The sequence below is a fragment of the Glutamicibacter sp. BSL13 genome (genome assembly GCF_052928425.1).
Genome location: NZ_JAVGCZ010000134.1, coordinates 1 through 5,767, shown reverse-complemented (window position 1 = coordinate 5,767; position 5,767 = coordinate 1). Strand labels below are relative to the sequence as shown.

At 68.3% G+C, this 5,767-nt stretch carries 7 protein-coding genes; 5 read left to right on the top strand and 2 right to left on the bottom strand.

Features of this window, described 5'->3' with window-relative positions; genetic code table 11:
- Both RCJ92_RS14725 and RCJ92_RS14720 read left to right on the top strand, forming a co-directional pair.
- Window positions 1–779: peptidase dimerization domain-containing protein (locus tag RCJ92_RS14725; RefSeq protein ID WP_446754960.1), on the top strand; the 779-nt coding region annotated here is incomplete at its 5' end.
- 29 nt (window positions 780–808) lie between these two features.
- Window positions 809–1,945, top strand: a complete 1,137-nt coding sequence (locus RCJ92_RS14720) for an acyl-CoA dehydrogenase family protein (protein ID WP_446754959.1) — start codon at window positions 809–811, stop codon at window positions 1,943–1,945.
- Here RCJ92_RS14720 and RCJ92_RS14715 read toward each other — a convergent pair.
- Entirely contained in the window at window positions 1,922–2,176 is a 255-nt protein-coding gene (locus RCJ92_RS14715) for a DUF5703 family protein (protein ID WP_343830686.1), read from the bottom strand. The genes RCJ92_RS14720 and RCJ92_RS14715 overlap by 24 nt on opposite strands.
- Before the next feature lie 45 nt (window positions 2,177–2,221).
- Here RCJ92_RS14715 and RCJ92_RS14710 point away from each other — a divergent pair, with 45 nt between their 5' ends.
- The 3 genes from RCJ92_RS14710 (at window position 2,222) to mshC (ending at window position 4,784) form a co-directional block, all read left to right on the top strand.
- Window positions 2,222–2,431, top strand: coding sequence for a hypothetical protein (locus RCJ92_RS14710; RefSeq protein ID WP_054821622.1), 210 nt, complete (start codon window positions 2,222–2,224; stop codon window positions 2,429–2,431).
- 79 nt (window positions 2,432–2,510) lie between these two features.
- Complete coding sequence (locus RCJ92_RS14705) at window positions 2,511–3,335, top strand: undecaprenyl-diphosphate phosphatase (RefSeq protein ID WP_446754958.1); 825 nt, start codon at window positions 2,511–2,513, stop codon at window positions 3,333–3,335.
- 186 nt (window positions 3,336–3,521) lie between these two features.
- Window positions 3,522–4,784: a cysteine--1-D-myo-inosityl 2-amino-2-deoxy-alpha-D-glucopyranoside ligase gene (gene mshC / locus RCJ92_RS14700; RefSeq protein ID WP_446754957.1), complete on the top strand. Its 1,263-nt coding sequence runs from the start codon at window positions 3,522–3,524 to the stop codon at window positions 4,782–4,784.
- A gap of 21 nt (window positions 4,785–4,805) precedes the next feature.
- Here mshC and RCJ92_RS14695 read toward each other — a convergent pair whose 3' ends face one another.
- On the bottom strand, window positions 4,806–5,711 hold the full coding sequence (locus RCJ92_RS14695; RefSeq protein ID WP_396278536.1) for a proteasome assembly chaperone family protein: 906 nt from the start codon (window positions 5,709–5,711) through the stop codon (window positions 4,806–4,808).
- Window positions 5,712–5,767: the final 56 nt, after the last annotated feature.

The following is a 5,767-nucleotide window of genomic DNA, read 5'->3' as shown; positions in this document are numbered from 1 at the left end:
AGGTCGGCGGGTTCTCGGTGGACATCAACGGACAGCGGGCCTACATGCTGCAGACCGCGGAAAAGGGCATCGCCTGGTCCAGGCTCACCGCCCATGGCAGCGCTGGACACGGCTCCCAGCTGAACCCGCAGAACGCGGTCACCGAGCTGGCCGCCGCCGTGGCCCGCATCGGATCCCACCGGTGGCCGCTGTCCTACACGCCCACCACCCGGGCGCTGCTGCAGCGGATCGGGGAACTAAGCGGCCTGGGCTTCGATGAAGCCGACCCGGCCCCGCTGCTGCGGGCCATGGGCAACGTTTCCCGCTTTGTCGGGGCGACCTTGCAAAACACCGCGAACCCGACCGCACTGTCCGCCGGGTACAAGCACAACGTCATCCCCGGACAGGCCGAGGCGCTGATCGACGCCCGCACCCTGCCCGGGCAACACGAACAGTCCCTGGCCACGCTGCGCGAACTGGCCGGGCAGAACGTCCAGCTGCACGTCGACCACGAACAATCCTCCCTGGAGGTGCCCTTCTCCGGGGAACTGGTGGATTCAATGGGCGCCGCCCTGCTGGCCGAGGACCCGGACGCGGTGGTGCTGCCCTACATGCTCTCGGGCGGCACCGACAACAAGTGGCTGGCCACCCTGGGCATCACCGGCTACGGGTTTGCGCCGCTGCAGCTGCCGCCCGAACTGGACTTCACCGGCATGTTCCACGGCGTGGATGAACGCGTGCCGGTCAGCGCCCTGCACTTCGGCTCCCGGGTGCTCGCCCGGCTGCTGAGCACCTACTAGAGCACGCCCACCCACGAAAGGACACACCAGTGGAGATCACCGAGGCACTGCCGGAGGAACTGCTCGAGCGTTTCCGCGCCCGCGCCGCCGACTACGATGAACGCAACACGTTCTGCACCGAGGACTTTGCGGAACTGCGCGACCGCGGGTACCTGAAGGCGCTGCTGCCGGTGGAGCGCGGCGGCTACGGCTGGGGGCTGAGCGAGCTGGCCCTGGCCCAGCGCCGGCTGGCCACCGCCGCCCCGGCCACCGCGCTGGCGGTGAACATGCACCACGTGTGGGCCGGGGTCGCCCAGCTGCTGGCCGCGCGCGGGGACCAGCGCCTGGCGATGGTGCAGGACTGGATCGCCGAGGGTGAGGTGATGGCCTTCGGCATCAGCGAGCCGGGCAATGACGCGGTGCTCTTCGATTCAAAGACCACCGCCGAGGAGCGCGGGGACGGCTCAGTGGCGTTCACCGGCACGAAGATCTTCACCTCCCTGGCCCCGGCCTTCACTCGGCTGGGCGTCTTCGGCAAGAACGCCGAAGGGCAGCTGGTGCACGGGTTCGTGGCCCGCGGCGAGGGGGTCGAGTCGCTGAACGACTGGAACACCCTGGGCATGCGCGCCAGCCAGTCGCACACCACCAAGCTATCCGGGGCCATCGCCCCGGCGCAGTGGGTGCACACCCGCCTGGCAGCGGGCCCCAACCCGGACGCCCTGGTGTTCGGGATCTTCGCCTCGTTCCTGACCCTGACCGCCAGCGTCTACGTGGGCCTGGCCGAGCGTGGGCTGCAGCTGGGCACCGCGGCCCTCCAGCGCCGGGTGCACCAGGACGGGCAGGCCTACACCCAGGATGTGCGCTCCCGCTCGATCCTGGCCGAGGCCGGAATGCGCATGCTCACCCTTGATGCGCTGCAGCGCCAGGTCGCCGGGGACCTGGACGCCCTGGTGGACCACGGGCCGCAGTGGTTCCCGAAGCTGGTCACCCTGCGCACCAGGGCGGGGGACTGGGCGCGGGAGAACATCCAAGACGCCGGCCAGCTGATTGGAGGCGGCGGCTATTTCCGCGGCAGCGAGTTCGAGCGGCTCTACCGAGACGTGCAGGCCAGCTGGTACCACCCGTCCAATGCGGCCTCGGCGGCGAACACCGTGGCCAGCTGGCTAGTGGGACCGCTGGAAGACTGAGCCCTCCAGGGTGCCGGTCACCCGCATCACCCGCCGACGCAGCCAGTACTTGAAGGCCCCGCCCTCGTAGCGGCAGGTGCGCACCAGCTCCCACTTGCCGTTCTCGGCGTGCTCCTTCAGGGCCGCGCGGGCCAGCTGCTTGGGCTCCCCGGGGAACGAGGTGATCACCAGGTACTCGAAGCGGTCATCCGCGGGCTGGTGCAATGGTGCCTTGATCCGTTCCTGAATCATCAAACCCCCTACCGTGCCGGTCTATTCGGCTGTAGCGTGTGTGCCATGAGCGTCGATCCCAACTATGCCTTGCAGGTCTTCATCGCCCGCCTGGAAAACCACCTGGAGGTCATCTCCACCAGCCGCGGCGCCACCGACGCGACGGTGGACGCCGCCTTTGGTGCGCTGGCCGATGCCTTCGAGGCGTACGACGATGCTTTGTACGACAAGTATGGCGAGTTGCTGCCGTTTACGATACCCAATGACGAGTCGTGACTACGACCACGGGCGGATTTTTGGGGACCCCGGTGTTTTCGGCAGGGGTTTGGCCTGGGACTTGAAGTAGTGTCGAGGGGTGAATTGGTTTGAAGCAGCGTTCCTGGGTCTGATCCAGGGACTTACCGAGTTCCTGCCCATCTCCTCATCGGCCCACCTGCGCATCGTGGGAGAATTCCTGCCCAACGCGCAGGACCCGGGGGCGGCGTTTACCGCCATCACCCAGCTGGGCACCGAGACCGCGGTCATCGCGTTCTTCTGGCGTGACATTGTGCGCATCATCGTCGCCTGGTGCAAGGCGCTGGTTGGCAAGATCCCGCATTCGGATCCGGACGCGAAGATGGGCTGGCTGATCATCCTCGGCTCGATCCCGATCGGCGTGCTGGGCCTGCTGCTGGAGGACTACATTGACACGAACTTCCGTTCGCTGTGGATCGTGGCCACCATGCTGGTGGTCTTTGGCCTGTTCCTGGCCGCCGCCGACCACTACGGCAAGCAGGTCCGCCCGCTGGAGCAGCTGACCTTCAAGCACGGCATCCTCTACGGCTTCGCCCAGGCGATGGCCCTGATCCCGGGCGTCTCGCGTTCCGGCGGCACCATCACCGCCGGCCTGCTTATGGGCTACACCCGCGAGGCCGCCGCCCGCTACTCCTTCCTGCTGGCCATCCCGGCCGTCTACCTCTCCGGGCTGTACAAGCTGTTCAAGTCCTTCTCCGAGCCGATGGTCTACTCCATGGCCGAGACCGGGCTGGCGACCCTGATCGCGTTCGTGGTCGGCTTCGTCATCGTGGGCTGGTTCCTGAAGTTCGTCTCCACCCACTCCTACATGGTCTTCGTCTGGTACCGCATTGCCCTGGGGCTGGCCCTGTTCATCCTGCTGGGCATGGGGCTGATCAGCGCCTAGCCGGAGCCCGCTCGTGCCCCACCCCGGCCCCGGTCAATTATTTGGCCGGGGCCGGGAATATCTGAACCATGTGGTGACTTGGCACTTATAGAGAAACTTTGGTGATGCCCAGCCCGGCAGTTGGCGCGGGGCCGGGGCATCACCGCTGATCGCGCACTTTTGCGCCGTTTGAAAGGACACCCCTGCGTGCACGCTTGGACCAGCCCGGAAGTACCGCACCTGGTGGGCAGCGCCCCGATCCTGGAGCTCTTCGACACCGCCACCGGCAAACAGCGTCCCACCGCCCCGGCCGAGAAGGCCAACGCCCCGGCCAGCATGTACGTCTGCGGGATCACCCCCTATGACGCCACCCACATGGGGCACGCCGCCACCTACGTGACCTTCGATCTGCTGCACCGCACCTGGCTGGATAACGGGCGCAAGGTCACCTACACGCAGAACGTCACCGACGTGGATGACCCGCTGCTCGAGCGCGCCGCCCAGCGCGGGCTGGACTGGCGCCAGCTGGCGCAGGAGCAGACCGACCTGTTCCGCGCCGACATGGAGGCGCTGAACGTGATCGCGCCGGACCACTACCTGGGCGCGGTGGAAACCATCGACCTGCTGGTCCCGTACATCGAGGACTTCCTGGACAAGGGTCTGGCCTACCGGGTCCCGGCCGGGGCGGACGGGGTGGAGGGGGATGTCTACTTCGACACCCTCGCCGCCCAGAACGAGGCCTGGCAGCTGGGCACCGTCAGCGGCTACGGGCGCGAACTGATGGAGCAGCTCTCGGCCGAACGCGGCGGGGACCCGCAGCGTGAGGGCAAGCGCGATCCGCTGGACCCGCTGCTGTGGCGTGCCGCCCGTGAGGGGGAGCCCTCCTGGGACGGGGGCACCCTGGGCGCCGGCCGCCCGGGCTGGCACATTGAGTGTTCGATCATTGCCCGCTCCACCCTGCCGGCCCCGTTCACCGTGCAGGGCGGGGGCAGCGACCTGATCTTCCCGCACCACGAATTCTCCGCCGCCCACGCCTCGGCCGCCGACGGCAAGCCGCTGGCCGAACTGTACGTGCACACCGGCATGGTGGGCCTGGACGGGCAAAAGATGAGCAAGTCCCTGGGCAACCTGGTGCTGGTCTCCAAGCTGCGTGAGGCCGGGGTGGAACCGGTGGCAATCCGCACCGTGCTACTGGGCCAGCACTACCGCACCGACTGGTTCTGGACCGACGAACTGCTCCAGCAGGCCCAGGCCCGGGTGCAGCGTTGGCGCTCCCGGATCGAAGGGGCCGGACTGGCCGAGGCGACCGCGCTGATGACCCGGATCCGCTCCCGGATGGCCGATGACCTGAACTCGCCGGCCGCCCTGCAGGCCATCGACCAGTGGGCCGAGGCCGGCGCCGAGGGCTCCGGGGAGGGCTCGGAAGTGATCCGCCGCGGACTGGATTCCCTCTTGGGGCTCAAGCTCTAGGGCCGAGGCCCTGGGCTGCCGCTAGATCTCAAAGTCGGGGCCGCTGCCGCCGTAGCCGCGGTCCCGCCGCTTGAGGTAGCGCTCAAACTCACGGGCGATCGATTCCCCGCTGGCTTCCGGAAGCTCGCTGGCATCGGTCGCCCGTTCCAGTTGCTGCACATAGGTGGCGACCTCCGGATCCGCGGAGGCCAGCTCATCGACCCCACGCTGCCAGGCCAGTGCGTCATCACGCAGCTGGTCGGCGGGGAAATGGGTGGCCAGCAGCTCCTCGAGCACCTCCACCAGGGCCAGCTGCACCTTCGGACTGGGCGCCTGGGCCACGTAGTGCGGCTGCTGCGCCCACACCGACAGGCTCGGGGTGCCCAGCCGTTCAAAGATCATTCCCAGCACCGCCGGGATGCCGGTGGGCCCCTCATACTTCGACGCCCCGATCGACAGGTACTCCTGCAGCAGCGGGTCATCGGAGTTCACCAGCACCGGCACCGGACGGGTGTGCGGCACATCGGCCAGCAGCGAGCCGACGCTCAGGCAGGCCGCCACCCGGTGCGGGGAGGTGAGCTGATGCAGTTCCCGGCAGAACGCCTGCCAGCGGTAGGTCGGTTCCACCCCGAGCGCCACCAGCAGGTCCGCCGGGGCCTGGGGCAGTTCGATGCGGTACACATCGGTTTGCGGCCACTGGATGCTGCGCACCCCGTCCTCGCGGCTGACCTGCGGGCGGGTGAACTGGTAGTCGTAGTACTCGTCCTCGCCCACGGTGCCCAGGTATTCGGGTTCGGCCGTGTTCAGGATCAGGCGCACCGCGTCGCTGGCGGCGCTTCCGGCGTCGTTCCAGCCCTCGAACGCGCACACCAGCACGCTGTTGCGCCCCTGCTGGCCGCCGCGCGCGGCGAAGCCGGTCAACGTTGGACGTGGATTCTGCGTGCTCATCTGCGCTCCCTGCCTGTGCTCCGGCCCGCTTTGCCGGCCGGTCGGCGTCCTTCGCC

What these genes read in the sequence shown, in the direction of transcription:
- RCJ92_RS14715 (WP_343830686.1), bottom strand. Translation starts at nt 2,176, where the DNA reads ATGATTCAGGAACGGATCAAGGCACCATTGCACCAGCCCGCGGATGAC.
- RCJ92_RS14695 (WP_396278536.1), bottom strand. Translation starts at nt 5,711, where the DNA reads ATGAGCACGCAGAATCCACGTCCAACGTTGACCGGCTTCGCCGCGCGC.
- RCJ92_RS14710 (WP_054821622.1), top strand. Translation starts at nt 2,222, where the DNA reads ATGAGCGTCGATCCCAACTATGCCTTGCAGGTCTTCATCGCCCGCCTG.